Source organism: Sulfitobacter sp., from assembly GCF_036960155.1.
Taxonomy (GTDB): Bacteria; Pseudomonadota; Alphaproteobacteria; order Rhodobacterales; family Rhodobacteraceae; genus Sulfitobacter.
The window spans coordinates 50,491-75,404 of sequence record NZ_JBALWB010000012.1; the positions used below are offsets into that span (position 1 = coordinate 50,491).

The window sequence follows — 24,914 nt, forward strand, 5'->3', positions numbered from 1 at the left end:
TTCAAGTCCCGAGCTTGACTGGCTTGTAGAACGCATTACGCTCCATCATCCCCATCAAAGTGTAGCCTGCTTCAGGGCAAAGTTCCTGCAGCTTTGCTTCAACTTCCTTCGGATCTTGGGCAGCCAGTGTTTCGAGAACTATCAATGGGTGACCTGCGCGGATCGTCGCAGCAGCGCCTTCGATCGCGGGCCACTCATAACCTTCCACGTCCAACTGCAAAACACTCACTCTACGATCCTTCGGCACCAGATCGTCAATACGCGTGATCTCGACATCGATTGTTTGGCCATCGCTGGCCTGTTCGACAATCTTGGATGTACCGCCCATTGCAACCCCCGCAGCGTTAGAAACCTGCAGCGGCAAAATGGCCTGTTCGCTACCGACGGCCACGGGTGACAATCTGACGTTTTTCAGATCATTCAGCGCCAGCGTCATTGAAGTAGCGGCATACCCTACTGGGTTTGGTTCAAACGAGTGCAACATCGCATCGCCTTTGAGTGAGCGCGACATGATCGGCAGAAAATCACCCACAAACGCGCCACCGCTCACGATGTCTCCATCACGGACAAACTGTTGGATCAGTTGTAATGTACGCGGTTCGTTTATTTTGCCGTTCATCAGCAGCTTAGACACTTCACGTTTGCGGAATGTTTCTGGAATGCAATAAAAACCATAAGCATTCACTGCTGTAAGATAGGGGAAGTCCGGCGGGGTAACTGACATGCTATTTACTTTCCTGCTCTTTTTTGTCGACGTTACAGAGGCATAACAGCAATTCAAAGTGGCAAGTTACGCTTTGGTTCCGAACTGTACCTCAAACGCCGCCCTCCCTGACTGCGAAAAATGCACAGCCCGACTTCCCTCGCGCCGGGTGACCCATCCTAGACCTTCAAACCGGGACAACATCGCGCGCCCCAAGCCACCAGCCAGATGCGTGCGCCGTCCGCTCCAGTCTAGGCAGGCACGGCAAACTGGCGCACGCGCGCGTTCCAGTGCGTCCAAATCAACACCAAATCCCGTGACAAAATCAGCGCCAGAAGGTGTTAGCGTTACGTCGTTGTCTGCCACATCCAGATGTCCGCGTTCGACTAATGCGTCAAACATCGCGATGCCGCGCGCCCCTGCTAAATGGTTATAACACACACGCGCCTCACGCAGCGCGTTATCGGCTGGTCCCGTTCGCGTCCTGAGGTGCCCCGCACCTGCGGCGAGCCCCATCAAGGCTTCCAGCACATCCGCAACTTCAGGTCCTGCAAGGGAAACGTATTTGTGCCGCCCGGCCTTGCGCACAGATGTCAGCCCGCCCGCCTCCAACTTTGCAAGGTGGGCACTGGCGGTTTGCACTGTCACGCCTGCCTCATTCGCAAGCTCGGTCGCGGTAAGGGCCTTACCAGTCATCAAAGCGCTTAGGATATTTGCGCGCGCTGGATCGCCAATCAGGGCAGCGATACGGGCAATGTCTGGACCTTCTTTCATACTTCGACCGTAAGCGAAGCATTCGTGCAGATCAACAGTCTACAAAGGATGAAACACATCAAAGGAAACCGCCATGCTTACTTGTATTATCCGCTACCAAATTGACCCCACTAAAAAGGCCCAGTTCGCGCAATACGCCCGCAATTGGGGCCAAGCCATTCCACGCTGCGGAGCCGACCTTGTGGGATATTACGCACCGCACGAAGGATCCTCAACGCTGGCATATGGCATCTACAACATCCCCTCACTGGCGGAATACGAGGCATACCGCGCACGCCTAGCCAATGATCCACTGGGACGTGAAAACTATGAATTTGCCCAATCTGAAAAATTTCTATTGCGCGAAGACCGGACATTCCTCACGCTTGCCTCTGCCCCACACGGAGACAAACTATGATCGCTGTCATTTTCGAAGTCATGCCTGACCCCGACCGCAAAACTGAATATCTAGACGTCGCCGCAACCATGCGTCCGCTTGTTGATGAAATCGACGGCTTTATCTCAGTTGAGCGGTTTCAAAGCCTGACCAACCCTGACAAGTTACTGTCACTTTCGTTCTTTAGGGACGAAGAGGCGGTCGCCGACTGGCGCCGCCTCACCAAACACCGCGCGGCACAAACAGCAGGGCGCGGTGGGATATTCACGGATTATCACCTGCGCATCGCACATGTGATCCGTGATTATGGCATGTTCGATCGCGATGAAGCGCCCGAAGACAGCAAAGCAACCCACACCTAGAGACGGGCAGGCAACCCCCGCCCATCATTCCACCAGCGATTCGGATTATTGCTGGTGGGGTCATAGGCCGAGCGGCTGGCCCAATCTTCGCGGATATAAATCACAGGCTCTTCATATTGGTGGGCATAAATGACCGCATCCATGATGGATTCCAGCAACGCCAATTCACGCGGAACCGATACTTTCAGCTCAACCATCGGATAATCTTCGGTCTGCCCCGCCTCAAACCCCTCAACATGTGTTGTCGTGGTTGAACCTGCCTCTGGTTGGGTCGTTTCCATACCCACAGCAGAGGCGCTGGCATTGCGCTGATAGCGTCCGTAAGGAAGAGGATAGATTCCCATCACGACATCCAAAATCCGGTCAACATCATCTGGCCGCACTTGAATTTCCAGCGTCCAGACGGGAATCAACCGACCTGATTTTGCAGTGTAATTTGATAAATTATCCATACTCACCCCCCATGTTCATATTTTGTTCTTATTGATTAACTCATCCCCAGTTCAAAATCAATCACCGTCAAAGCAGGGCCTATGGCATCATCGGGCCCTTGCTTACCAAATCACTTCATGCCCCGCCCAATCAAAAAAGCCGCCCGTTTGCTTTGGTGTTAACTGAGACATCACGGATAACAGGTTTTGTGCAGCCTCATCAGCAGGAACAGCAGGATGGCGACCTAGATACTTTGCAGTAAACGGCGTCTCCACAGTTCCCGGGTGCAGGGCGACGCACACCAAATCGGGGTGTGTGCGGGCAAGTTCAATCGCTGTAGTATGCACGATCTGGTTTGCCGCCGCTTTGGCCGCGCGGTAACTGGTCCAACCGCCAATGCGGTTATCCCCGATCGACCCAACGCGCGCAGACAGCACGGCACAAATGCTGTGCTTATCGCGCGGCAGCAGGCGCGCAGCGTGACGCAAAACGAGTGCTGGGCCGATCGCATTCACTGCAAATTGGGCTGCCATCGACGCGGCAGTAACCCCCTTGATGGACTTCTCTGGCGCGGCGCCGTCAATCTCCAACGCGCCTGTTGCAATGATGATCCCGTCAAAGGGCCCTTGCAACGCACCTAGATGCACCTCAACCGATTCTTCATTGGTGATATCCAAACCATCAACCGATCGTGACAACGCGACAACCTGTGCGCCTTGCACCCCAAGGCATTTGACCAGTGCCATACCTATGCCGCCCGATCCGCCTATTATTAGAACTCTATCCATATTCACCGATCCAAACTGCCTGTGCGCCGTTTTTACAAATCCTGCACCAATTTCGCCCACACATTCATCTAAAAAAGACTCAACGCCACCCCTTTTCATCTGAAAAACCGCCGCTATAAAAGAACTATGAAAACGAACGCACATAGCCCCATCTTCGCGCAATCTATTGCGCCGCTGCTACGTGCACTGCTGCTAGCCCGCCTCTGAGCGTGCCGTCCGGCGCGCCCGCTCAGAGGGAAGTGTCGCGCGCCAAGAACAGCTACAGCAGACAACAGAAAGACAATCCCATGACTGACCAAAAACAAGACCGCGTCTTGATCTTTGACACGACATTGCGTGATGGCGAACAATCGCCCGGCGCGACAATGTCCCACGCAGAAAAGCTGGAACTTGCGCAGCTGCTTGATGAAATGGGCGTTGACGTGATTGAGGCCGGATTTCCAATCGCATCTGAGGGCGATTTCGCCGCTGTTTCCGAGATCGCGCGTCAGGCAAAGACAGCCCAGATTTGCGGCCTTGCCCGCGCACAGATCGGCGACATTGATCGCTGCTGGGAAGCGGTCAAACACGCTGTGAACCCGCGCATCCACACGTTCATCGGCACATCGCCTTTGCACCGTGCGATCCCGAACCTCGACATGGACCAAATGGCGGACCGCATTCACGAGACAGTAACTCATGCACGCAACTTGTGTGAAAATGTGCAATGGTCCCCGATGGACGCAACCCGCACCGAGGTTGATTATCTGTGCCGCACCGTTGAAATCGCAATCAAAGCCGGTGCCACTACCATCAACATCCCCGACACAGTCGGCTACACGGCGCCGCGCGAAAGCGCCGAGCTGATCCGGATGCTGTTAGAGCGCGTTCCCGGTGCAGATGAAATCATCTTTGCCACCCACTGCCACAACGACCTTGGCATGGCGACCGCCAACAGCCTTGCCGCTGTTGAGGCAGGTGCGCGACAGATCGAATGTACCATCAACGGCCTTGGCGAACGCGCAGGTAACACTGCCCTCGAAGAAGTTGTAATGGCAATGAAGGTGCGCAACGATATCATGCCGTATCAGACGCGGATCGACAGCACCAAGATCATGAACATTTCGCGCCGCGTTGCCGCTGTGAGCGGGTTCGCAGTGCAGTACAACAAAGCCATCGTAGGCAAAAACGCATTTGCCCACGAAAGCGGCATCCACCAAGATGGTATGCTGAAAAATGCAGAAACGTTTGAGATCATGCGCCCCGAAGACGTTGGCCTGACCGAAACCAATATCGTCATGGGCAAACACTCTGGTCGTGCGGCATTGCGCTCCAAACTCGAAAACCTCGGATATGAGTTGGGTGACAACCAGCTTAAGGATGTATTTGTGCGCTTTAAGGAACTGGCTGACCGCAAGAAGGAAGTCTACGATGACGACCTTGTTGCACTCATGCGCACGGCATCTGACCCCGAAGCAGACCGGATCAAACTGAAGTCCATGCATGTGGTCTGCGGCACTGATGGTCCGAACGAGGCGAAGATGACCCTTATCGTTGACGGCGTTGAACACAGCACCGAACAGTCAGGTGATGGCCCTGTCGATGCCTCCTTTAAATGCATCAAGGCACTGGTCCAGCACTCTGCACGTCTGCAACTGTACCAAGTTGCAGCAGTGACCGAAGGCACTGATGCGCAGGCGACTGTGTCTGTAAGGCTGGAAGAAGATGATCGCATTGTGACGGGTCAATCTGCGGATACCGATACGGTCGTTGCCTCAGCGCGGGCGTATATCCATGCGCTCAACCGCTTGCTGATGCGCCGCGAAAAAGGCGGCACCGACAAACGCGAAGTCAGCTACAAAGACGTGAACTAATCCCTGTCAGCCCCTACGAGCTACGATTTGTAGGGGTAATCAGCAACAACCTCGCAGGCCATCACGTTGGCCTGCGATACGGGTTCAATACCCTCAATGTTCGACATGAATTTCCTCGTTCAACTGCAATACTTTCAATAACGCAGCTGCCAAAGCATCCCAAATCCAAACCAAGCTGGCCCTAACGATACGGGTTTTTTGCATCCCGATCACTTGAAAGCGACCCTTGGGAGCGCTCAACAATCAAAACGCTCGCATCAGCAAGATGTTCACGTCCTATAGCCCTATCGCCGCAGGCCACACGTAACTTATGCGCCTCCAGCATTACTTCTGCATGGCTGGAACCGCGTGGGGGAATAAACGTGTAACAGGCAAGCTCAATCAGCAATCCCAGCGGATCTTTAAAATAGATCGAGTGCATGAAACCGCGATCTTTTACACCTGAATGCCCAATGGCTCGCGCCTCTAGTCGGGGGATCACCTGATCAAACATTGCTTGATCCACTTCGAACGCAACGTGATGCACACATCCTGCATCCATAGGCGTTCTGTTATGAACGCGCTTACGATCTTCATTGGTGAAAATTGTAATTAATCGGCCGTCTCCGGGATCAAAATATAGGTGCCCCTCATTTGGATCGTCCAGATTGGGCTGATCAAACAGGAATGGCATGCCCAACACACCTTCCCAGAAGTCGATACTGGTCTGGCGATCGGCCCCCATCATAGTGATGTGATGCACCCCAAGCGATTGTATTTTCTTCATTCTATGACCTTTCCTCTTACGTGTTTTCATCCAAAGGATTCATCACGGCACTCATGTAGCGCATTCACGCCGAAACACGGCGAACGACCCTTTAATTCAGCGCTATAGCAGCATATAAGGACTTAGCCCGCGCTCTGCAGAGTCGCGGGCAATTACGTATTTTGCAAGGTGCTACCTCACATGTCGATCTTTGGAAATCTCCGCGGCCTTTTCTCGTCTGATATGGCGATCGATTTAGGAACTGCGAACACACTGGTCTATGTGAAGGGCAAGGGCATCATCCTAAGCGAGCCATCTGTCGTCGCCTATCACGTCAAAGACGGCGTTAAAAAGGTGCTCGCCGTGGGCGAAGATGCCAAACTGATGCTTGGCCGGACACCTGGCAGCATCGAAGCGATCCGCCCGATGCGCGAAGGTGTTATTGCTGATTTTGATACCGCCGAAGAGATGATCAAACACTTCATCCGCAAGGTTCACAAACGCTCGACCTTTTCCAAACCCAAAATCATTGTGTGTGTGCCGCATGGCGCGACACCTGTTGAAAAACGCGCGATCCGCCAATCCGTCCTTAGCGCTGGCGCACGCCGCGCGGGTTTGATTGCAGAACCGATTGCGGCGGCCATTGGCGCAGGCATGCCCATCACTGATCCAACTGGTAACATGGTTGTCGACATCGGCGGTGGTACAACCGAAGTCGCGGTTCTGTCGCTTGGTGATATCGTTTATGCTCGTTCTGTCCGCGTTGGCGGTGACCGCATGGATGAGGCCATCATCAGCTACCTGCGCCGTCAGCAAAACCTGCTGGTGGGTGAAACCACCGCTGAGCGCATCAAAACTTCTATCGGCACGGCACGCATGCCTGATGACGGGCGCGGCACGTCCATGCAGATTCGCGGACGTGACCTGCTGAACGGTGTTCCAAAAGAAATCGAAGTAACACAGGCCCAGATTGCCGAAGCACTGGCCGAACCTGTGCAGCAAATTTGCGAAGCAGTTATGACCGCGCTTGAGACCACTCCGCCAGACCTTGCGGCTGACATTGTAGACCGTGGCGTAATGCTAACGGGTGGCGGCGCATTGTTGGGTGATCTTGATCTGGCCCTGCGTGAGCAGACAGGTCTGGCCATCTCTGTTGCGGATGAACCGCTCAATTGTGTTGCGCTTGGAACAGGCAAAGCACTTGAGTACGAGAAGCAGTTGCGTCACGCTATCGACTACGACAGCTAATCGCCCTCATGGGCGTCTCGCAGGCAGACCCGCCAAGGAGGGCCTAACCCCGTCATGTCCAGAGACCGACACCAGTCCAATGATTATACTGGCCCGTTGCGGCGGTTGCTTACCGCTGTGTTAGTGGTTCTGTTGGCCGCGATATTTATTCTTTGGCGGATCGACAGCCCACGTGTGGAACGCTTTCGCGCTCAGGTCACTGATCGTCTAGTGCCTAACCTTGAGTGGGCAATGGCCCCTGTGACTGGCACCGTTAATTTGCTGCGCGATTTCCAAAGCTATCAGCGCCTGTCGGAACAAAACGGTGAATTGCGCTCTGAGCTGCGCAAGATGCAGACATGGAAAGAGGCCGCACTTCAGCTTGAACAAGAAAATGCGCGGCTGTTGGATCTGAATAAGGTTCGCCTTGATCCACGACTGACCTATGTGACTGGCGTTGTCCTAGCCGACTCTGGCTCACCCTTCCGCCAATCGGTTCTGTTAAACGTCGGTGCGCGCGACGGCGTGATCGAAGGTTGGGCCACGATGGACGGCATCGGCCTGGTTGGTCGAATTTCGGGTGTCGGCGAAAACACAGCGCGGGTCATTCTGCTCACGGATGCTTCCAGCCGTATACCCGCTGTGATCCAGCCCTCTGGGCAACGTGCTATTGTTGCAGGTGATAACTCTGCTGCGCCCCCAATTGATTTCCTTGAAAACCCTGATTTGGTGCGCCCCGGAGACCGCGTAATCAGCTCTGGCGATGGCGGTGTTTTCCCCGAAGGTTTGCTGATCGGTCAAATTGCTGCTGATCCGGGCGGACGCCTTCGGGTCCGCCTTGCCGCCGATTTTGAGCGATTGGAGTTCCTGCGTGTACTGCGCCATCACGGGACAGATGCTTTAAAAGCGAACCCCGCCGTGATTTCCGGCTTTCAAACAGAAGCCGCTGAAGGTCCCTTGACCGAAGCGGAAGCTATCGCTGTGGACAACTAACCCATGGATGAACTTTCCCCAGCTCGATTATTCCTTATGCGCTGCGCATTTGTCGTGCTGGCCTTACTGATTGTTTTCTTCCACTTACTGCCATTCGATACGCAACCAGTAAGCTTGTTTGCACCTGAACTATCACCACCACTTGCATCGATTGACCCCGCCGAAGCCCGCTTACGTGCGCTGCTCGATCAAGGTACGCAGCGGATATTAGTAGGTCCCGACCTGCTGATTGCATTCGCTTTTGCATGGTCCTTGCGGCGCCCCGAATATGTGCCCGCGGTTCTGCTGGCTGGTATTTTCTTGTTAAGTGACTTGCTGCTTCAGCGGCCTCCGGGTCTTTGGGCATTGCTGACTTTGCTTGCCTGCGAAAATCTAAAGGGGCGCGGGCGTTCACTGCGTGATGCAACTTTCGGTGCGGAATGGATTGCAGTGGCCATACTTCTGACAGGCATTTTGTTAGCAAACCGAATTGTGCTATCTGTCTTGTTGGTCACACCGCCTCAGCTTAGGCTAAGTTTGCTTGAGTTGGGGGTGACAGTACTTATTTACCCTATCGTGGTGCTGGTAACGAGTACCTTGATGGGCGTTCGCCGCGCGGCCCCCGGAGAGCTCGACGCCCTTGGTGGGCGGGCATAACGAAGATGAGGTCGACCATATGAGACGCTCCAGAGCCGAGACAGATTCGAGCCACGCAAAACTCAGTCGTCGCGCGGCCCTTTTGGGCGGAGCGCAGCTATTGTTTATGGGAGGCTTGGCAGCCCGCATGCAATACCTGCAGGTTGATCAAGCAGATCAATTTCGCCTTCTGGCAGAAGAAAACCGTATCAACATTGGCTTAATCCCACCCGTGCGCGGTGAGATTTTTGACCGCAATGGCATTCAGTTGGCCCAGAATGTGCCAAGCTACCGCATCGTAATGGTTCGCGAAGTTGCGGGCGACGCCGAGGACGTCATGCTGCGTGTTGCGCGCCTGATTAATCTCACTCCCGAGCAAACGCAAAGGGCGTTGGACGAGTTGACGTCAGACTCCGCACGCTTCTTGCCCATCACAATTGCCGAAGACGTAAGTTGGGAGGCGGTGAGCGCCGTATCGGTCAACGCACCCGCCTTGCCCGGCGTCTCACCCGAAGTTGGCTCTACCCGTGTGTATCCACGTGGGTCGGATTTTGCCCACGTGGTTGGCCGTGTCGGCAGTGTGAGCCTCAAAGATCTTGATGCGCAGGAAACCCCAGACGCCGTGCTGCGCATCCCGCGCTTCCAGATCGGCAGAATCAATGTTGAATCGCGCGAAGAAGCCAAGCTGCGTGGTACCGCAGGGACGAAACAGGTCGAGGTCAATGCAACAGGCCGCGTCATGCGAGAATTGGAGCGGCGCGAAGGAAAATCAGGCGCTGACTTGCAACTAACCGTCGACGCCAAGCTGCAAAACTATGTGCAAGCCCGCCTTCAGGGTGAAAGCGCTGCCGTGGTGATCATTGATTGTGAAAAAGGCGATATTGTCGCCAACTGTTCCGCACCGTCTTATGATCCAAACCTGTTTATTGGTGGCATTTCGTCAAAAGATTACGATCCGCTTTTGACGAACAAATACCGCCCATTGGTAAACAAGACTGTTCAGGGTGCTTACCCACCCGGCTCGACATTCAAAATGATGACAGCCATGGCAGCGATTGAGGCTGGAATCATTAGCCCAGACGAAACTGTTTACTGCCCTGGTCACCTCGAAGTCGGGGGGCGGCGGTTTCACTGTTGGAAGCGGGCTGGTCATGGCTGGGTCGATCTGGAAACGTCCCTAAAACGCTCTTGTGATGTCTACTATTATGATCTTGCGCTGAAAGTCGGGATCGAGAAAATATCAGCGATGTCCAATCGTTTTGGCTTAGGCATAAAACATGACCTTTCACTGAGTTCTGTTAACTCGGGGCTAACGCCCACCAAAGACTGGAAACTGCGCCAACGTGGTGAAGAATGGGTGATCGGAGATACGGTCAACGCCTCAATTGGGCAGGGCTTTATGCTGGCCTCTCCAATGCAGCTTGCTGTGATGACCGCACGGCTTGCCACGGGTCGCGAAGTGACGCCAAGGCTTGTAAAGTCGGTGAACGGCATCGAGCAACCCGTAAAGGGCAATGGTTCGCTTGAGATGAAAGAAAGCAACCTGCGCAAAATGCGCAAGTCTATGTACTCGGTTGTGAATGACAGGCGCGGCACAGCGTACCGCAGCCGCATCATCGCGGATGGCATGCGCATGGCGGGGAAAACCGGAACATCACAGGTGCGTTCAGCCGTCGTAAACAATAGCGAAGTCCCGTGGGAACAGCGCGACCACGCACTATTCGTGAGCTTTGCCCCCTATGACAACCCGCGCTATGCTTGCGCAGTCCTTGTTGAACACGGTGGTGGTGGCTCAAAGGCCGCCGCGCCCATCGCCCGTGACGTGATGCTTCAGGCACTTTTTGAAGGCGAACCGCCCCTTGATGCCTACCCCAGTGCGGACCGAGCCAGCATCAAAAACTTGCAACGCAAATTACGCGATGTGAAGCCCGAAGCCCGGATCAAAAAGGGCAAGGATCAAGCATGAGCTATCTTGAGTATACCGTCAAATCCGTTCCGACGGGTTTGCGCAAAATTCTATTTCTGAACTGGCCTCTCATTTTACTCCTGACGGCGGTAGCAGGTACTGGGTTTTTGATGCTCTATTCTGTCGCTGGTGGCGGGTATGCACCATGGGCAGAACCACAAATGAAACGCTTTGGCCTTGGATTATTGTTAATGATCGCTGTGGGGGTCGTTCCTATCTGGATGTGGCGCAACCTTGCAGGGGTTGCCTATGGCATATCGGTGATGCTTCTTATCGGGGTCGAATTTTTCGGCGCTGTTGGTATGGGGGCCCAGCGGTGGATTGACCTAGGTGTGATCCGTCTACAGCCATCTGAAATGACCAAGATAACATTGGTGATGTTTCTGGCGGCTTACTACGATTGGCTTCCTTCCAAGAAAACTTCACATCCATTGTGGGTCTTACTCCCAATTTTGATCATCATTGTTCCGACCGCCTTGGTCCTGAAACAACCCGACCTCGGCACCGCAATCTTATTGATGGCAGCTGGTGGTGGCTTGATGTTTTTGGCCGGAGTTCATTGGGCCTATTTCGCAACAGTCATTGCTGCTGGATTTGGGATGGTTGCTGCGGTGTTCCAATCCCGTGGCACAGGTTGGCAAATGCTAAAGGATTACCAGTTCCGCCGCATTGATACCTTCCTTGACCCCAGTTCTGATCCGCTTGGCGCAGGGTATCACATTACCCAGTCCAAAATCGCCCTTGGTTCGGGTGGTTGGACGGGACGCGGGTATATGCAAGGTACACAGTCGCGGCTTAACTTTTTGCCCGAAAAGCACACCGACTTCATCTTTACGACTTTGGCCGAAGAATTCGGCTTTATCGGCGGCGTTTCCTTATTGGCGCTTTACGCACTGATCATCATCTTCTGCATCGCCTCTGCGATCCTGAACAAGGATCGATTTGCATCCCTCTTGACCCTCGGCGTCGCGCTAAACTTCTTTTTATTCTTTGCTGTGAACATGTCGATGGTGATGGGTTTGGCTCCTGTTGTAGGTGTGCCACTCCCATTAGTGAGCTATGGCGGCTCAGCCATGCTGGTGCTGATGCTGGCCTTTGGGTTGGTCCAGTCGGCGCATGTGCATAGGCCTCGCTAACGCAGGCCTTTGCACGCCGCCGTACCTGCGCTATCTCTGAGAGAAATTCGCAAGATAAGGCTCAAACTCATGTCCATATTTCACTTTGCTTTCAACGTGACCGACCTTGACCAGACGCGTTCATTCTATGGCACATTGCTAGGATGTACCGAAGGGCGCAGCACCGATACATGGGTGGATTTCGACTTTTTCGGTCACCAACTTTCTTGCCATCTGGGCACACCGATGGCTGTCGCGGCCACTGGACTGGTGGGTGAACATAAAGTGCCAATGCCGCACTTTGGCGTTGTGCTGCCCTATGCAGAATGGCGCGCACTGGCAGATCATTTGATCCAACAAGGCATGGAATTTGTACTAGAGCCTCAGACCAGATTTGCAGGCAAACCGGGTGAGCAATCAACGATGTTCTTCATGGACCCGTCGGGAAACCCCGTTGAAGTAAAGGGCCTTGCCGATATGGACGGAGCATTTGCAACATGATCAACATCCTATTTGCCGCCCGTCCCGAGCGCTGGGTAACCTACGAGCAACCCTTGCACGACGCGCTAGATGCGGCAGGGATCACCGCCCACCTCGCGCAGGACATCGCACCTACTGATGTCGATTACATCATCTATGCGCCCAACAGCGACCTGCAAGATTTTACGCCCTATACACGGGCACGTGCAGTGCTGAACCTTTGGGCTGGCGTTGAACAGATCACTGGTAATGAAACCCTGAAAATTCCGCTCGCGCGTATGGTTGATCCCGGCCTGACCAAAGGGATGGTCGAGTGGGTCACAGGCCACGTGATGCGGTATCACCTTGGGATGGATGCACATATCGTCAATCCATCGCATGCGTGGGAAGTCTTTACGCCGCCTTTGGCGCAAGAACGCAATATTGTAATCCTTGGCCTTGGCGCATTGGGCACTGCTTGTGCACAAACCCTTCTGGGCCTTGGCTTTCGCGTTACAGGATGGTCCCGCAGCCCCAAGGATGTGCAGGGCGTAAACTGCCTACACGGTGATGATGGCCTCAACAAAGCGCTTGAGCTGGCAGAAATCGCAGTGACCCTATTACCAGACACGTCGTCCACCACTGACATCCTGAACGCCCAAACGCTGGCGATGATGCCACGCGGCGCGTTCCTGATTAATCCGGGTCGTGGCCCGCTGATTGACGATGGCGCCCTGATAGGGGCACTGGATTCCGGCCAGATCGCCCATGCTACATTGGATGTTTTTCGGACAGAACCGCTCCCCAAGAACGACCCCTATTGGGCGCATCCTCAGGTCACAGTAACGCCGCACATCGCTGCCGAAACCCGCGCCAGCACTGCCAGCCAAGCAGTAGTTGAAAACATCAGGCGCGGCGAAGCGGGTGAGCCATTTCTCAACCTCGTCGACCGCGCCCTTGGATATTAGGCAGCGACCAAACCGCGCCCTTTGAGCAGCGCCTCCACGCCGGGCAGTCGACCGCGGAACGCCACGTACAGTTCCGCCGCATCACGGCTGCCCCCCGTCGAGAGGATGTTTTCCTCTAGCGCTTTTGCACGCTCCGGATCAAAGGCTCCGCCTGCTTCCTCAAAAGCTTCAAATGCGTCTGCGTCCATCACTTCGGACCACATGTAGCTGTAGTAGCCGCTGGAATATCCGTCACCGGAAAAGACATGCGCAAACTGCGGCGTGGCGTGGCGCATTGTGATCCCAGATGGCATTCCGATGCCGTCCAAAACTTCGCGCTGTTTGACCATAGGGTCAGCAGGTGCATCGCCCTCGTGAAACGCCAGATCAACTAGCGCCGAGGCGACATACTCAACCGTTGAAAACCCCATATCAAAGGTCGCGGCACCCAGCACCTTATCCAGCATTTCTTTAGGCATCGCCTCACCCGTTTTGGCATGAGTTGCGAACTCTCCTAGCACTTCTGGGACTTCGAGCCAGTGTTCGTATAGCTGGCTTGGCAATTCCACAAAATCGCGTGCAACTGATGTGCCAGAGATGCTCTCGTAGGTGACGTTGGATAGCATTTGGTGCAGAGCGTGGCCAAATTCATGGAACAACGTACGCGCATCATCATAAGACAAAAGCGCTGGATCGCCTTTTGCAAAGTTGCACACATTCATCACCACAGGCGATTGCACCTTTGGGAACTTCGCCTGCGCGCGCATCGCTGAACACCACGCGCCAGAACGTTTGGGCCCACGTGCAAAATAATCCCCGATGAACACGGCAACATGTGCCCCATCACGGGTCACTTCCCATGCGCGGCAGTCCTCATGATAAAGTGGTACATCGAGCGCTTTGAACTCCAGTCCAAACAAACGCGTCGCACAAGAGAACGATGCCTCGATCATACGGTCTAATTGGAAGTACGGCTTCAGCGCAGCCTCATCCAGATCATGCTCAACAGCGCGGCGCTTTTCTGCATAATAGCGCCAGTCCCACGGCGAAAGATCACCGTTCACACCGTCTTCATGCATCATCTTGGTCAGGACTTCGGCGTCCGCGTTTGCCTGTGTTTTTGCTGGTTCCCAGACTTGCATCAACAAATCCCGCACAGCATCCGGCGTTTTAGCCATTTCTGTCTCAAGCTTATAATCTGCAAAGCTGTCATAGCCCAACAGGGCTGCACGCTCTTTGCGCAGGGCCAGGGTCTCACCTGCGATGGCGCGGTTGTCCGTTTCACCGCCATTTGCGCCACGTGCTTCCCATGCTTTAAACGCCTGTTCACGCAGATCACGGCGCGGGCTGAATTGCAGAAAAGGCGTAATCAGGGAGCGCGATAACGTGACCACTGGCCCGCCTGCATCTTTCTCTTCGCCCGCCGCGCGCGCCGCGTCGATCACAAATTCAGGCAGCCCTTCTAGGTCATCTTCATTCAGTTTCATAAACCAGCTGCGCTCATCGCTGAGCAGGTTTTGGGTGAACTGCGTCCCCAATACTGCAAGACGCCCCTTGATCTCTTTCATGCGGTCTTCATGCGTGCCTGTCAGCGCGGATCCTGCCCGCACAAACCCACGGTGGGTCAACATCAATACGCGTTCCTGTTCATCTGTAAGGCCCAGCGCATCGCGTCCCTGCCAAACCGCATCAATGCGTTCGAACAAGGCTTTGTTGGCTGAAATCTCAGAAAAATGCGCCGATAACATTGGAGAGAAATCACGCTGTAACGCCTCCCGCGCTGGCGTGCTATCTGCGCCTGCAACTGTGAAAAACACACCCAACACCTGATCCAAAAGATGGCCAGCAGATTCCAACGCCTCAACAGTATTAGCAAAATCAGGAGTCGCGGAGTTAGCGGCGATTGCGTCTATCTCGGCGGTATGCGCAGTCAGCGCCTTCTCTAACGCCGGGGCGAAATCATCATCCGAGATCTTGTCAAACGGTGCGAGGCCAAATGGCGTGGTCCAGTTTTGCAATAACGGGTTCATGGGTGGTCTCCTTTGCCCTCAAGGTAAGATGCCAAGAGGGGGATACAATAATCAGCTTTGGATTTCGGCGCAGATCGGGCAATCGCTGCGTGGCGCTATTCGGATTGTGCGGTTTTCAGCGTAAAGTGCGTCATAGATTACCATCTGCCCGCGCAGCGGCGCGCCAGCGCCAGTGATCACTTTGACCGTTTCAACAGCCATCATTGCGCCCACCACGCCGGGCAACGGGCCAATCACGCCTGCCTCTGCACAGCTGGGCGCAAGATGGGCCGCGGGTGCTTTGGGGAAAATGCACTGATAGCAGGGTGCGCCATTAGCAGGATCAAAGATGCTAAGCTGACCCTCCCATTGGCTGAGCGCGCCAGAAATCAGTGGAACGCCTGCCGCAACACAGGTGGCGTTCACCAGATAGCGTGTTTCAAAATTATCCGTCCCATCAAGCACAAGATCATATTCGGCAATCAACTCTGGTGCGATGCTGGCATCCAATATCCGATCATAAGCGCGCACTTGCACAAAGGGGTTTTGCGCTTCCATTTCGGCCTTGGCAGAAAACACCTTGGGCATGCCGATGGAGGCATCTTTGTGGATCACCTGTCGGTGCAGGTTTGTATTCTCGACGGTATCGGCATCAATCACGCCGATGGTGCCAACTCCTGCAGCCGCCAAATATTGAAGGGCGGGCGCACCAAGGCCACCCGCGCCAACCACCAACACCTTTGCATTCTTTAGTGCCTTTTGCCCTGCACCGCCGACTTCGCGCAAAATGATGTGACGGGCATAGCGGTTCAGTTCGGTTTCGGAAAAGCTGCCTTGTTTGCCCCCTGATACCTCGGGTTGCTGGGTATCCACACCAGTGCGCTGGCGCACCCGAATGATGATGCGTGAATACGCCCAGATCAGCAGGCCGATGACAGCTACGATGAGCCAGATTGCGGCACTTCCTCCAGTTGCATCGCGAAATGGATGGCCCTCTGGTAGAAGCAGTTGGCCTGTAATCACACCAGCCAGCAATACCGCTATCATGATCCAGCGCATCGAACGCGGCGTATGCAGGACGGCACCCAACCCCCAAATGACCCCTGCAAGTACAAATACTAACACGATGCTATTCCGTTCCCGTGGAGCCAAAGCCCCCTGCGCCGCGCGCGGTTTCATCCAGTGCTTTGACGATGGAAAACTTCGCCTGCACCACAGGCGCCACAACCATCTGTGCAATGCGCATGCCATGCTCAACGGTAAACGTAGCATCGCCCAAATTCATCAATATCACCCCAAGCGGTCCGCGATAGTCCGCATCAATTGTACCGGGACTGTTGGGCAAAGTGATCCCGTGTTTCAGAGCAAGCCCCGAACGAGGACGGATTTGCACCTCATACCCTTCGGGAATTGCAAGGCGCAGCCCAGTTGGGATCAATGCCCGCGCACCAGTGTCCAAAGTGATGGGGGTTTCATCTAGTAGATTTGCCCGCAGATCGGCTCCTGCCGCCCCTGCGGTTTCATAAGTGGGAAGGCCCAGCGTGCGATCGGCACCTTGTTCCCAAATCATCTCGATATTAACGCCGCTCATGCGGTGATCACTGCAGCAATGCGGGCTGCCAGTTTTTGCGCAACTTCATCTTTGCTCATACGTGGCCAGTCCTCTGCGCCCTCATTGCTGATCAGGGTTACTGCATTTTCGCTGCCGCCCATAATCCCCGTCTCGGGCGAGACATCGTTGGCCACGATCCAGTCACAGCCCTTGCGCAACCGTTTTGCAGTGGCGTTTTCAATCACGTCATTCGTTTCTGCAGCGAAACCGACAACCAAGGCTGGGCGCCCCTGCTTCATCTGACTGACGCCGTGCAAGATGTCGGGATTTTCGGCAAATTCAAGTTCGGGCAGACCGTCTTTGGTTTTCTTCAGCTTGCGATCAGAGGCCGAACTGACACGCCAGTCCGCTACCGCAGCAGCGAACACCGCAGCTTCCACTGGCAAGGCCGCCTCTACCGCGTCTTTCATTTGCTGTGCCGTTTGCACGGGGACCACCTCGACACCCTCTGGTGGTGCTACGTCCGCCGGACCCGTGACAAAAACCACATGTGCCCCCAGAGCGGCCAATGCACGAGCAATCGCTGTCCCTTGTGCGCCAGACGATCGGTTGGCGATGTAGCGTACTGGATCAATCGGTTCGTGGGTTGGTCCTGATGTAACCAGCACACGACGACCTTTTAGCGGCCCATCCGTGAGCGCGTTTTCAACAGCGGCGACAATCTCCATTGGCTCTGACATACGGCCAGGGCCGTGTTCACCGCAGGCCATATCGCCTTCATTTGGCCCAACGACCGTGATCCCGTCACCGCGTAACGTCGTGAGGTTGCGCTGGGTTGCAGCGTGTTCCCACATACGAACGTTCATGGCAGGGACAATCATCACAGGCGTGTCTGTAGCCAACAACAACGTCGAGGCCAGATCATTGGCCAGCCCCCCTGCCATCTTTGCCATCAAATCAGCGGTCGCCGGGGCAACAACAACCAGATCAGCAACACGGCTCAGCTGGATGTGACCCATCTCGGCCTCATCCCCCAAATCAAATAAATCGCGGAACACCTTATTTCCAGCTAAGGCTGAGACCGACAGAGGCGTTACAAACTCTTCACCTGCGCGGGTCAACACTGGTGTCACGCTTGCACCACGTTCACGCAATCGGCGGATCAAATCGAGCGATTTAAACGCTGCGATCCCGCCCCCAATGATCAATAGGATGTGTTTTCCAGCAAGCATGGTGCGTCCCTCGGATCGTCATTTCGACCTCAACATAGGCGGCAGTGGCATGCAGCACCAGACCCCTACTTTGGGAAGTTACAGCTTGAGGTCATCTTGATGTGCACAGGCACAAAACCATCAGTTCAAAAAGTGGAATACTTCGTCCGACTGCGCCTCAAGCGATTGCCGCATTTTCTTAAAGGCCCCTGCCTCCAGTTGCCGCACCCGCTCCTTGCTGAGGCCGATTTCATCACCAAGGCTCGCCAATGTACGCGGCGTATCGCGAAGCTTGCGTTCGCGTATAATAAACTGTTCTCGCTTGCTCAGAACACCCGTCGCCGCCACCAGCCACGCACGCAATTGCGCTGTGTCGTGTTGTTCTTCGACCAGCTCAGCCGCTTGCACACTGTCATCTTCCAGCGCATCAATCCATTCGCGGCCTTCATCTTCAACCGACTGTGTAGCGTTAAGTGAATAATCGGACCCCGAAAGACGCCCCTCCATCATTTCCACATCACGCAACGACACGCCAATCTCTGTCGAGATCATTTGGTGCAACTGATGGCGGTCCAGCGGTTCACCTGCCGATGCGGCCTCGCGTTCCAGTCTTGCCTGAACACGGCGCATATTGAAGAAAAGAGATTTCTGCGACGAGGTCGAACCAGTACGCACCATAGACCAATTGCGCATGACGTGGTCCTGAATAGAGGCCTTGATCCACCAAGTTGCATAGGTAGAGAAACGGAAACCGCGATCAGGATCGAACTTTTCCGCAGCTTTCATCAAGCCTAAGCTAGCCTCCTGAATGAGATCGTTCCGCGAGGCCCCGTAGCGTTTGTATTTTGACGCCATCGAGATGGCCAAACGCATGTAAGCTGTGATCAAACGATGCAATGCGGCCTCATCGCGATCATCGCGCCAAGCATATGCTAATTTCAACTCCGTCTCAGCATCCAAAAGCTCAGCTTTCATCGCCGTGCGGGTTATCGAAAAGTCCTGCGTACGCCCAGTCACCATCAGCCTGCCTCCATTAACCAAGCCGTCATCTTGCGGTAGGCTCATGTTAATAATAGTCATTGAATTGTAAAATGCTTGGAAAAGGTCTCAGAAATGTTGCCCAACGGTACATTCATTCTCGGCGGCGCTGCATCAGGGAAATCTGAGTGGGCCGAAAACTACATTCTTGGCAGTAGGTTACGGGTTATTTACCTAGCGACTGGCCGTGTTGAAGATGACGAAACTTTTTCTAAGGTCGAAATACATAAATCACGGCGTGACGCGCGTTGGGTCACAATCGAAGAGCCAATGGACCTGACCGCCCCGCTGGCGAATTTGGACCCAAACACACCCGTCTTGATCGATTGTGCAACCATGTGGCTCAGCAATCAGATGATGGCCGAAAATGATCTGGTCATAGCGACAGCCGCCCTTGTGAAAGCTCTGCAAGGATGCCCAGCGCCGTGGGTCATCGTATCCAATGAGGTTGGGCATGGCATCGTACCAGACAACAAACTAGCGCGGCTGTTTCGCGAAGCTCAGGGTAGGTTAAACATCGCATTAGCGCGCGAGGCAGACCTTGCCGTTATGGTCGTCGCCGGCTTGCCACAAGTCTTGAAAGGAGCGCTATCATGACCACTTGGCACTGGGTACGCCACGGGCCCACCCATGAAAAATCATTTGTCGGATGGCGCGATGTTCCTGCTGATTTAACGGATACTGCACTGATTGAACGGGTGCGCACGCATCTACCGCTAGAGGCGATGATGATTTCGTCTGATTTGATCCGTTCGGTGCATACTGCAGACGCACTTACAGCACCGACCCATACGCGCCTGCCCCACGACCCTGACCTGCGTGAGATGAATTTTGGCGTTTGGGACGGCATGCGATTTGACGCCGTCGCTGCGCGCGATCCCGAACTTAGCCGCACCTTTTGGGAGCAACCCGGTGACATTCGTGCACCAGACGGAGAAAGCTGGAATGAAACCTCAGAGCGTGTCGATACCGTGGTGGATCGCCTAAATACAGCACACCCTAATGCGCACATCATCGCAGTCGCGCATTTTGGTGTGATCTTGACCCAGGTCCAACGCGCGTTAGGCGTATCAGCCTATGAAGCGATGGCTCACAAGATCGACAATATTTCGGTCACGACTTTGCGCCACCAAGGCAAAGAACAGTGGAACGTTGAACAGATCAATCACCTCCCGTGATGTCATTCAAAACGCTTTTGAATTTGCCCCTTGGTGCGACCACGCGTACCCTCTGATTTATGACATATGATCTTTATATTGGTGACCGCACATTTTCGAGCTGGTCTTTGCGCGGCTGGCTTATGCTGCAGAAATTCAACCTTCCTTTTCAGGAACATCTGATCGGCCTTTACGGCGGCACGATGGCGCAGGATATGGCCGATTTGGCCCCTGCACGCCTTGTCCCTGCTCTGCGCACACCCGAGGGTGACGTTGTAGGCGAAAGCCTTGCAATGGCTGAAACGCTGGCAGAGCGCCATCCAGAGGCCAACATGTGGCCCGCTGATCCCTCTGCGCGTATTCGCGCCCGTTGGTTAAGCGCGGAGATGACCGCTGGATTTGGCGCAATACGCGGTGATTGCTCAATGCAGTTGGCCCATATTGACGCGGATTTCAAACCATCTGACGCGGTAAAGAAAGACCTCGCAAGGGTCGAAACGCTTTGGGCGTTCGCTCGTGAAAAAGCGACCGATGGCCCGTGGCTGTTTGGCGCGTATTCTTTGGCTGATGCGTTCTATGCACCAGTTTGCGCACGCATCATTGGCTACAACCTACCCGTATCCGATGCGACCAAAGCCTATTGCATGACCACCCTCAGTGATCCCGATTTTCAACAATGGCGCGCTGAAGGGTTAAAGACCACTTACGACCCTTTTCCCTACCCTCCGACGGGCAACACAGCTGCTTGGCCCGTCTAGATAAATTAACCATTCTTAAAGACTCCAAGCCCTACCATTAACCATTCGGTAGGGATGGAGATAGATGATGGTTGCTCGCGCTTACAGCGTTGCATTTCAGGGGGTTGAAGCGCGCATTGTCGAAGTACAATGCGCCGTCACCCCCGGCCTTCCCGCCTTTTCCATTGTCGGCCTACCTGACAAGGCAGTGTCCGAGGCACGTGACCGCGTCCGCACCGCGCTCACTTCTATGGCGATTGCGCTCCCCTCCAAACGCATCACCATAAACCTAAGCCCCGCCGACCTTCCCAAAGAAGGCAGCCACTTTGATCTGCCCATTGCGCTGGCATTGTTGGCAGCGTTGGAAATTCTACCCAAAGACGTTGTGGAAACTGTTGTCGCGTTGGGCGAGCTGTCGCTTGATGGCTCTTTGGTTCCGGTGGTTGGCGCGCTCCCTGCGGCTATGGCCGCCGCACAGGAAAATCGCAGCCTGCTTTGCCCCGCTGATTCCGGTGCTGAAGCGGCATGGGTAAACGCATGCCAAGTTATAGCAGCGCATTCATTGGGGGATGTCGTGCGCCATTACACGGGGCAGGTTCCCCTACCGCCCGCCGAGCCGGGGGAGGTTGCGCTAATTGAACACAGCCGCGATCTACGCGATGTAAAGGGACAAGAACGCGCCAAACGTGCATTAGAAGTCGCGGCTGCTGGGCGTCACCATCTAATGATGGTGGGCACACCCGGTTCCGGAAAATCAATGCTAGCCGCCCGCCTTGCGACGATTCTGCCCCCGCTATCAGCCGCCGAAGCCCTTGGTACTTCCATGATCCATTCGCTTGCCGGCCTTTTGGACGCAGGTGGGATCAGCCGTACCCGACCCTTTCGCGAACCACACCACACTGCATCTATGGCGGCCATTATCGGCGGTGGACGCAATGCCAAACCTGGCGAAGTAAGCCTTGCCCATAACGGCGTCTTATTCATGGATGAGTTCCCCGAATTTGCGCGCAATGTTCTGGAGACCCTGCGCCAACCCGTTGAAACGGGTGAAGTGATGATTTCGCGCGCCAACGCGCATGTAAAATACCCTTGCCGCTTTATGCTAGTCGCGGCGGCCAACCCCTGCAAATGCGGCTACATGACTGACCCGGCCCGTGCCTGCGCACGGGTACCTCATTGCGGCGATGACTATTTGGGGCGCATATCGGGCCCATTGATGGACCGCTTTGACATTCGCGTCGATGTACCGCCAGTTAGTTATAGCGACCTCGACTTACCATCTTCCGGCGAAAGCTCGGCTGTGGTCGCCGAACGCGTCGCCCAAGCCCGCGGGGTACAAGAACACCGATTTGCCGACCATTCCGACATGTTATGCAATGCAGATGCGCAGGGTGATGTGCTGGAACAAGTCGCAGCACCCGATGCAGAAGGGCGCGAACTGTTGCTGCGCGCAGCGGAACGTTTTGGTCTGTCTGCGCGCGGATATCATCGTGTGCTTAGGGTTGCGCGCACAATTGCTGATCTGGACGCTTCTGAAAATGTGCGCAAACCCCACATCGCCGAAGCGGTCAGCTTTAGGCTTCCCAGTTTTGCGTTAGCCTGATCCATTGCCCCAGCGCATCAAGGCTGCGGCGACCTTCGGGCAGGATGTTGTGAAAAATCGGCCAGACATGGGGGAGGTCATGCTCGACGACCAGTTCGACCTCCACCCCATCTTCCTGCAGCCGCGCAATTAATCTGCGCGCGTCATCCAACAGTATTTCCGTATCTCCAACCGTGACCCAAGCAGGAGGCGCATTTTCAAAGCGACCATACAGCGGGCTGACACTTGGCTCTCTGCCAGATTGGCCTTTTAAAAACAGTTCAGCCAATTCCTCAGCACGTTCGGCGGGCAAGATAACATCACTTTGGGCATTCGCGCGAAAGCTATCACCGCTATAAGTCAGATCCGTCAGTGGGGAAAACCCGAACACCGCGCCGGGCATCGCTGCGCCATCAGCGCACAGCGTTGCAATCAGTCCAAAGGCCAACGCGCCGCCAGCACTATCGCCGCCGATCACCACATTGGCCGGATCTACACCGGTAGCCAGCAGTCCGTTCCATGCAGCGCGCACATCTTGCGGTGCCGCAGGAAACGATGCTTCGGGGGCAAGCCTGTAGCGCGGCAAGACAGCCCTTGCGCCGATCCTGTCTGCAAGCTGGGCCACCATCGCACTGTGGGTATCAGGACTGCCAAAAACAAATCCGCCGCCGTGGATGTAGAAAAGAACCCGCTCAGTATTACTGCCGCGCGGTGTCATTTCTTTGCAAGGGATGTCACCGTAGGATATCCATTGCTGCTGCGTGCCGCGCGGCCCATGGAAAAACAGACGCGCCTGCACTTCTAACGCTTTTCGCAGCGCCGCTGGTGTTCCCGTTCGTAGGCGACGCTTTTCAACGGCCCGCAACCACGGGTTCAGCAGGCGCTGCATCACGCTCATGCGCGTTTGGCTTCAATCGCGTCCCAGATTTTTCCGGCGATGTTCACGCCGTCAAAACGCTCTAGCTCTTGAATGCCTGTCGGGGAGGTAACGTTAATTTCAGTAAGGTAGTCACCAATCACGTCAATCCCGACAAAAACCTGGCCTTTTTCTTTCAGTAGTCCGCCGATCCGCGAACAAATTTCAAGGTCGCGGTCCGTCAGCCCGATTTTTTCAGGGCGCCCACCAACATGCATGTTCGAACGCGTTTCACCTTCGGCGGGCACACGGTTGATTGCACCTACGGGTTCGCCATCCACCAAAATTACGCGTTTGTCGCCTTTAGCAACGTCGGGCAGGAATTTCTGAACGATCAGCGGCTCACGGGAGAAGCTGGTAAACAGTTCATGTAGCGAGCTGAGGTTACGGTCTTCGCGGGTCAGCTTGAACACACCAGCGCCGCCATTACCGTACAGCGGTTTAAGAATAACATCGCCGTGCTTTTCTTTGAATTCTTTGATCGTTGTCAAATCACGCGCGATTGTTGTGGGGGGCGTAAGATCCGGGAAATCCAAGACCAATAGCTTTTCGGGATAGTTGCGCACCCAAAACGGGTTGTTCACCACCAATGTGGTTTCCGCGAGACGATCCAGTAAGTGTGTCGAAGTGATATAGTTCATGTCGAATGGGGGGTCTTGGCGCAGCCAAACAACGTCGAACTCTGCGAGGTCTACTTCGCGAAACGGCCCTAACACAGCAGGGTCACCTGCCACGCGCTGGACTGTCATATCGTGACCGCGCGCAGTTATCCGGCCTTCCTGGTACGCAAGATGATCTGGCGTGTAGAAGAAAAGTGAATGGCCACGTGCCTGCGCCTCTTCGGCGAGGCGAAAGCTGCTGTCTGCGTTGATATCAACGTCCCCGATAGGGTCCATCTGAAAGGCGATTTTCATGGGCTTATCCTTGCTGTTGTCATCTTGATGACAAAGCAAGCGGTCAGGTGCAATGCCCTCAGCCGTGACCGAAGGCATTTTCAATTATTTGTGTCTCACCTTGACCGTTCACCAGCGCCACGTCAAAGCGTACATCAGTCAGACTTCCACGCGGTTGTGTGCCCAGATATTCAGCTGCACTGTTATAGATACGCCGCCTCTGTGCCTCACTCAGGCTAAGTGCTGCGCGATCAAAGCTACGGCTTTGTTTGACTTCAATAAAAATCAGGGCATCACCGTCTTGCACAATGAGATCAATCTCGCCGCCTTTGCCACGCCAGCGTTGATCCGCGATTGTAAAACCCCGCCGCTCGTAATCTCGGGCAACGCACCCTTCGGCTGCTAAACCCGCATGAAATGACATAGCACCACGATGAATCTTATTTTCTGATGATGTCATACGG

Annotated in this window: 27 protein-coding genes; 14 read left to right on the forward strand and 13 right to left on the reverse strand. The window is 54.8% G+C overall.

All coding sequences use genetic code 11. From position 1 onward, the window contains the following. Position 1 precedes the first annotated feature (1 nt). Positions 2-724: an FkbM family methyltransferase gene (locus V7775_RS19655; RefSeq protein ID WP_335753623.1), complete on the reverse strand. Its 723-nt coding sequence runs from the start codon at positions 722-724 to the stop codon at positions 2-4. A 66-nt stretch (positions 725-790) separates the two neighbouring features. After that, the gene (locus tag V7775_RS19660) at positions 791-1,477 is read right to left on the reverse strand and encodes an ArsR/SmtB family transcription factor (protein ID WP_335753624.1); all 687 of its coding nucleotides are present in this window, start codon (positions 1,475-1,477) and stop codon (positions 791-793) included. A gap of 73 nt (positions 1,478-1,550) precedes the next feature. On the opposite strand from V7775_RS19660, the gene V7775_RS19665 reads away from it, so the two are divergent. Together V7775_RS19665 and V7775_RS19670 are read left to right on the forward strand one after the other, a co-directional pair. After that, positions 1,551-1,874, forward strand: a complete 324-nt coding sequence (locus tag V7775_RS19665; RefSeq protein ID WP_335753625.1) for an NIPSNAP family protein — start codon at positions 1,551-1,553, stop codon at positions 1,872-1,874. Further along, on the forward strand, positions 1,871-2,215 hold the full coding sequence (locus V7775_RS19670; protein WP_335753626.1) for an antibiotic biosynthesis monooxygenase family protein: 345 nt from the start codon (positions 1,871-1,873) through the stop codon (positions 2,213-2,215). Before V7775_RS19665 ends, V7775_RS19670 begins: the two co-directional genes overlap by 4 nt. On the opposite strand, the gene V7775_RS19675 is transcribed toward V7775_RS19670, so the two are convergent. Together V7775_RS19675 and V7775_RS19680 are read right to left on the reverse strand one after the other, a co-directional pair. Then, a complete protein-coding gene (locus tag V7775_RS19675; RefSeq protein WP_335753627.1) occupies positions 2,212-2,667 on the reverse strand; it encodes a hypothetical protein in 456 nt (151 codons plus the stop codon). The two genes, V7775_RS19670 and V7775_RS19675, sit on opposite strands and share 4 nt — an antisense overlap. A gap of 102 nt (positions 2,668-2,769) precedes the next feature. Next, complete coding sequence (locus V7775_RS19680) at positions 2,770-3,435, reverse strand: SDR family NAD(P)-dependent oxidoreductase (protein WP_335753628.1); 666 nt, start codon at positions 3,433-3,435, stop codon at positions 2,770-2,772. Positions 3,436-3,722: 287 nt separating this feature from the next. Here V7775_RS19680 and V7775_RS19685 point away from each other — a divergent pair, with 287 nt between their 5' ends. After that, entirely contained in the window at positions 3,723-5,288 is a 1,566-nt protein-coding gene (locus V7775_RS19685; protein ID WP_335753629.1) for a 2-isopropylmalate synthase, read from the forward strand. A gap of 181 nt (positions 5,289-5,469) precedes the next feature. On the opposite strand, the gene V7775_RS19690 is transcribed toward V7775_RS19685, so the two are convergent. Further along, positions 5,470-6,054: a VOC family protein gene (locus tag V7775_RS19690; RefSeq protein WP_335753630.1), complete on the reverse strand. Its 585-nt coding sequence runs from the start codon at positions 6,052-6,054 to the stop codon at positions 5,470-5,472. 180 nt (positions 6,055-6,234) lie between these two features. Between V7775_RS19690 and V7775_RS19695 the strand changes: the two genes are divergently transcribed. From V7775_RS19695 to V7775_RS19725, 7 genes are all read left to right on the forward strand, one after another. After that, positions 6,235-7,281: a rod shape-determining protein gene (locus V7775_RS19695; RefSeq protein WP_335753631.1), complete on the forward strand. Its 1,047-nt coding sequence runs from the start codon at positions 6,235-6,237 to the stop codon at positions 7,279-7,281. A gap of 54 nt (positions 7,282-7,335) precedes the next feature. Beyond that, the gene (gene mreC / locus V7775_RS19700; RefSeq protein WP_335753632.1) at positions 7,336-8,253 is read left to right on the forward strand and encodes a rod shape-determining protein MreC; all 918 of its coding nucleotides are present in this window, start codon (positions 7,336-7,338) and stop codon (positions 8,251-8,253) included. A 3-nt stretch (positions 8,254-8,256) separates the two neighbouring features. After that, positions 8,257-8,889: a rod shape-determining protein MreD gene (locus V7775_RS19705; RefSeq protein ID WP_335753633.1), complete on the forward strand. Its 633-nt coding sequence runs from the start codon at positions 8,257-8,259 to the stop codon at positions 8,887-8,889. A gap of 19 nt (positions 8,890-8,908) precedes the next feature. Then, positions 8,909-10,834: a penicillin-binding protein 2 gene (mrdA, locus tag V7775_RS19710; RefSeq protein WP_335753634.1), complete on the forward strand. Its 1,926-nt coding sequence runs from the start codon at positions 8,909-8,911 to the stop codon at positions 10,832-10,834. After that, on the forward strand, positions 10,831-11,970 hold the full coding sequence (gene rodA, locus V7775_RS19715; protein WP_335753635.1) for a rod shape-determining protein RodA: 1,140 nt from the start codon (positions 10,831-10,833) through the stop codon (positions 11,968-11,970). Before mrdA ends, rodA begins: the two co-directional genes overlap by 4 nt. A 69-nt stretch (positions 11,971-12,039) precedes the next feature. Continuing rightward, positions 12,040-12,450, forward strand: coding sequence for a VOC family protein (locus tag V7775_RS19720; RefSeq protein WP_335753636.1), 411 nt, complete (start codon positions 12,040-12,042; stop codon positions 12,448-12,450). Beyond that, positions 12,447-13,376, forward strand: a complete 930-nt coding sequence (locus V7775_RS19725) for a 2-hydroxyacid dehydrogenase (RefSeq protein WP_335753637.1) — start codon at positions 12,447-12,449, stop codon at positions 13,374-13,376. Before V7775_RS19720 ends, V7775_RS19725 begins: the two co-directional genes overlap by 4 nt. Here V7775_RS19725 and V7775_RS19730 read toward each other — a convergent pair. The 5 genes from V7775_RS19730 to V7775_RS19750 all read right to left on the reverse strand — a co-directional run bounded on the left by V7775_RS19730 (position 13,373) and on the right by V7775_RS19750 (position 19,147). Beyond that, a complete protein-coding gene (locus V7775_RS19730; RefSeq protein WP_335753638.1) occupies positions 13,373-15,385 on the reverse strand; it encodes a M3 family metallopeptidase in 2,013 nt (670 codons plus the stop codon). The genes V7775_RS19725 and V7775_RS19730 overlap by 4 nt on opposite strands. A gap of 51 nt (positions 15,386-15,436) precedes the next feature. Further along, positions 15,437-16,492: a HesA/MoeB/ThiF family protein gene (locus V7775_RS19735; RefSeq protein ID WP_335753681.1), complete on the reverse strand. Its 1,056-nt coding sequence runs from the start codon at positions 16,490-16,492 to the stop codon at positions 15,437-15,439. A 1-nt stretch (position 16,493) separates the two neighbouring features. Continuing rightward, positions 16,494-16,955 carry a dUTP diphosphatase gene (dut, locus tag V7775_RS19740; RefSeq protein WP_335753639.1) on the reverse strand — a complete coding sequence of 154 codons (462 nt, stop codon included), beginning with the start codon at positions 16,953-16,955 and terminating at the stop codon, positions 16,494-16,496. Continuing rightward, entirely contained in the window at positions 16,952-18,148 is a 1,197-nt protein-coding gene (coaBC, locus tag V7775_RS19745) for a bifunctional phosphopantothenoylcysteine decarboxylase/phosphopantothenate--cysteine ligase CoaBC (protein ID WP_335753640.1), read from the reverse strand. The genes dut and coaBC overlap by 4 nt, the downstream gene beginning before the upstream one ends. Positions 18,149-18,268: 120 nt before the next feature. Next, positions 18,269-19,147 carry an RNA polymerase factor sigma-32 gene (locus V7775_RS19750; protein ID WP_335753682.1) on the reverse strand — a complete coding sequence of 293 codons (879 nt, stop codon included), beginning with the start codon at positions 19,145-19,147 and terminating at the stop codon, positions 18,269-18,271. Between the two features lie 93 nt (positions 19,148-19,240). Between V7775_RS19750 and cobU the strand changes: the two genes are divergently transcribed. The 4 genes from cobU (at position 19,241) to V7775_RS19770 (ending at position 22,662) form a co-directional block, all read left to right on the forward strand. Next, complete coding sequence (gene cobU, locus V7775_RS19755) at positions 19,241-19,762, forward strand: bifunctional adenosylcobinamide kinase/adenosylcobinamide-phosphate guanylyltransferase (RefSeq protein ID WP_335753641.1); 522 nt, start codon at positions 19,241-19,243, stop codon at positions 19,760-19,762. Then, positions 19,759-20,343: a histidine phosphatase family protein gene (locus tag V7775_RS19760; protein WP_335753642.1), complete on the forward strand. Its 585-nt coding sequence runs from the start codon at positions 19,759-19,761 to the stop codon at positions 20,341-20,343. The genes cobU and V7775_RS19760 overlap by 4 nt, the downstream gene beginning before the upstream one ends. Positions 20,344-20,402: 59 nt before the next feature. Next, positions 20,403-21,080: a glutathione S-transferase gene (locus tag V7775_RS19765; RefSeq protein ID WP_335753643.1), complete on the forward strand. Its 678-nt coding sequence runs from the start codon at positions 20,403-20,405 to the stop codon at positions 21,078-21,080. A gap of 67 nt (positions 21,081-21,147) precedes the next feature. Beyond that, positions 21,148-22,662, forward strand: coding sequence for a YifB family Mg chelatase-like AAA ATPase (locus V7775_RS19770; RefSeq protein WP_335753644.1), 1,515 nt, complete (start codon positions 21,148-21,150; stop codon positions 22,660-22,662). Here the strand turns inward: V7775_RS19770 and V7775_RS19775 are convergent. From V7775_RS19775 to V7775_RS19785, 3 genes are read right to left on the reverse strand one after another with little or no spacing between them, the layout of a single operon-like run. Next, complete coding sequence (locus V7775_RS19775; protein WP_335753645.1) at positions 22,634-23,539, reverse strand: alpha/beta hydrolase; 906 nt, start codon at positions 23,537-23,539, stop codon at positions 22,634-22,636. The two genes, V7775_RS19770 and V7775_RS19775, sit on opposite strands and share 29 nt — an antisense overlap. Further along, positions 23,536-24,471, reverse strand: a complete 936-nt coding sequence (gene gshB, locus V7775_RS19780) for a glutathione synthase (protein ID WP_335753646.1) — start codon at positions 24,469-24,471, stop codon at positions 23,536-23,538. The genes V7775_RS19775 and gshB overlap by 4 nt, the downstream gene beginning before the upstream one ends. 58 nt (positions 24,472-24,529) lie before the next feature. Continuing rightward, the gene (locus V7775_RS19785; RefSeq protein WP_335753647.1) at positions 24,530-24,910 is read right to left on the reverse strand and encodes a YraN family protein; all 381 of its coding nucleotides are present in this window, start codon (positions 24,908-24,910) and stop codon (positions 24,530-24,532) included. Positions 24,911-24,914: the final 4 nt, after the last annotated feature.

Coding starts and splice junctions, on each gene's coding strand:
- V7775_RS19655 (WP_335753623.1), bottom strand. CDS start 724: ATGTCAGTTACCCCGCCGGACTTCCCCTATCTTACAGCAGTGAATGCT.
- V7775_RS19660 (WP_335753624.1), bottom strand. CDS start 1,477: ATGAAAGAAGGTCCAGACATTGCCCGTATCGCTGCCCTGATTGGCGAT.
- V7775_RS19665 (WP_335753625.1), top strand. CDS start 1,551: ATGCTTACTTGTATTATCCGCTACCAAATTGACCCCACTAAAAAGGCC.
- V7775_RS19670 (WP_335753626.1), top strand. CDS start 1,871: ATGATCGCTGTCATTTTCGAAGTCATGCCTGACCCCGACCGCAAAACT.
- V7775_RS19675 (WP_335753627.1), bottom strand. CDS start 2,667: ATGGATAATTTATCAAATTACACTGCAAAATCAGGTCGGTTGATTCCC.
- V7775_RS19680 (WP_335753628.1), bottom strand. CDS start 3,435: ATGGATAGAGTTCTAATAATAGGCGGATCGGGCGGCATAGGTATGGCA.
- V7775_RS19685 (WP_335753629.1), top strand. CDS start 3,723: ATGACTGACCAAAAACAAGACCGCGTCTTGATCTTTGACACGACATTG.
- V7775_RS19690 (WP_335753630.1), bottom strand. CDS start 6,054: ATGAAGAAAATACAATCGCTTGGGGTGCATCACATCACTATGATGGGG.
- V7775_RS19695 (WP_335753631.1), top strand. CDS start 6,235: ATGTCGATCTTTGGAAATCTCCGCGGCCTTTTCTCGTCTGATATGGCG.
- mreC (WP_335753632.1), top strand. CDS start 7,336: ATGTCCAGAGACCGACACCAGTCCAATGATTATACTGGCCCGTTGCGG.
- V7775_RS19705 (WP_335753633.1), top strand. CDS start 8,257: ATGGATGAACTTTCCCCAGCTCGATTATTCCTTATGCGCTGCGCATTT.
- mrdA (WP_335753634.1), top strand. CDS start 8,909: ATGAGACGCTCCAGAGCCGAGACAGATTCGAGCCACGCAAAACTCAGT.
- rodA (WP_335753635.1), top strand. CDS start 10,831: ATGAGCTATCTTGAGTATACCGTCAAATCCGTTCCGACGGGTTTGCGC.
- V7775_RS19720 (WP_335753636.1), top strand. CDS start 12,040: ATGTCCATATTTCACTTTGCTTTCAACGTGACCGACCTTGACCAGACG.
- V7775_RS19725 (WP_335753637.1), top strand. CDS start 12,447: ATGATCAACATCCTATTTGCCGCCCGTCCCGAGCGCTGGGTAACCTAC.
- V7775_RS19730 (WP_335753638.1), bottom strand. CDS start 15,385: ATGAACCCGTTATTGCAAAACTGGACCACGCCATTTGGCCTCGCACCG.
- dut (WP_335753639.1), bottom strand. CDS start 16,955: ATGAGCGGCGTTAATATCGAGATGATTTGGGAACAAGGTGCCGATCGC.
- coaBC (WP_335753640.1), bottom strand. CDS start 18,148: ATGCTTGCTGGAAAACACATCCTATTGATCATTGGGGGCGGGATCGCA.
- V7775_RS19750 (WP_335753682.1), bottom strand. CDS start 19,147: ATGGTGACTGGGCGTACGCAGGACTTTTCGATAACCCGCACGGCGATG.
- cobU (WP_335753641.1), top strand. CDS start 19,241: ATGTTGCCCAACGGTACATTCATTCTCGGCGGCGCTGCATCAGGGAAA.
- V7775_RS19760 (WP_335753642.1), top strand. CDS start 19,759: ATGACCACTTGGCACTGGGTACGCCACGGGCCCACCCATGAAAAATCA.
- V7775_RS19765 (WP_335753643.1), top strand. CDS start 20,403: ATGACATATGATCTTTATATTGGTGACCGCACATTTTCGAGCTGGTCT.
- V7775_RS19770 (WP_335753644.1), top strand. CDS start 21,148: ATGGTTGCTCGCGCTTACAGCGTTGCATTTCAGGGGGTTGAAGCGCGC.
- V7775_RS19775 (WP_335753645.1), bottom strand. CDS start 23,539: ATGAGCGTGATGCAGCGCCTGCTGAACCCGTGGTTGCGGGCCGTTGAA.
- gshB (WP_335753646.1), bottom strand. CDS start 24,471: ATGAAAATCGCCTTTCAGATGGACCCTATCGGGGACGTTGATATCAAC.
- V7775_RS19785 (WP_335753647.1), bottom strand. CDS start 24,910: ATGACATCATCAGAAAATAAGATTCATCGTGGTGCTATGTCATTTCAT.